Source organism: Achromobacter sp. JD-1, from assembly GCF_038594925.1.
GTDB classification, from domain to species: domain Bacteria; phylum Pseudomonadota; class Gammaproteobacteria; order Burkholderiales; family Burkholderiaceae_B; genus Achromobacter; species Achromobacter spanius_C.
Map to the genome: position 1 here is coordinate 1 of NZ_JBCGCS010000093.1, position 855 is coordinate 855.

An 855-nucleotide genomic window follows, 5' to 3' on the forward strand; every position below is an offset into this window, starting at 1 on the left:
CTGCGCGCCGTGCTGATGCAGGTGGCCGATGGTACGTCGCGCGTGCTGCTGGTCATCCACCACCTGGCCGTGGACGGTGTGTCGTGGCGCGTGTTGCTGGCGGATTTGCAACTGGCCTACACGCAAGCGCTGGCGGGCGGCGCGATCAACTTGCCCGCGCGTTCAGCGAGTTACGGCGCATGGGCGCGTCGCCTGCATGGCATGCGCGCGTCGTATGAACCCGAGCTGGATTACTGGCGCGCATTGCCGCCCGGCGACGCCTTGCCGTGCGATGATGCGCAGGGTTCGAACCGCGTCGGTGACCAGCAGCGCTTAGCACTAGCGCTGGACCGCACCACGACCCAAGCGCTGCTTAAGGACGCGCCTGCCGCGTACCGCACGCAGGTCAACGACCTGCTGCTGGCCGCGTTGGCGCAGGCGCTGGGCGAGTGGGGCGGGTTGAAGCAGGTGCGTATCGATCTTGAAGGCCATGGCCGCGAAGACGCATCGGGTGAGCTTGACCTGTCACGCACCGTGGGCTGGTTCACCAGCGTGTATCCGGTGGTGCTGGATACGCAAGGCGACACCTCCGAACGGCTGATGCGTGTGAAAGAAACCTTGCGTGCCGTGCCGTCGCAAGGCTTGGGTTATGGCGTGTTGGCCGACGCCTTGCCTGGCCAGCCGCAAGCGCCCATTCTGTTCAACTACCTGGGTCAATTCGAGTCGATAAGTTCGGGCGAGGCCGACTGGCGCATCGCCGCCGAATCGCCCGGGGCAGGGCAGGACGAATCCGCCGAGCTGATCCACGAATTGACCTTTAACGGCCACGTACACGACGGCCAACTAAGCATTTCGTTGGGCTACAGCAGCAAGCGC

Annotated in this window: 1 protein-coding gene; it reads left to right on the top strand. The window is 65.0% G+C overall.

Going from position 1 to position 855, the window contains the following annotated elements; genetic code table 11:
* Positions 1 to 855, top strand: an 855-nt coding sequence (locus WBR68_RS31375; protein WP_230696271.1) for a condensation domain-containing protein, incomplete at both ends; no start/stop codon positions are given.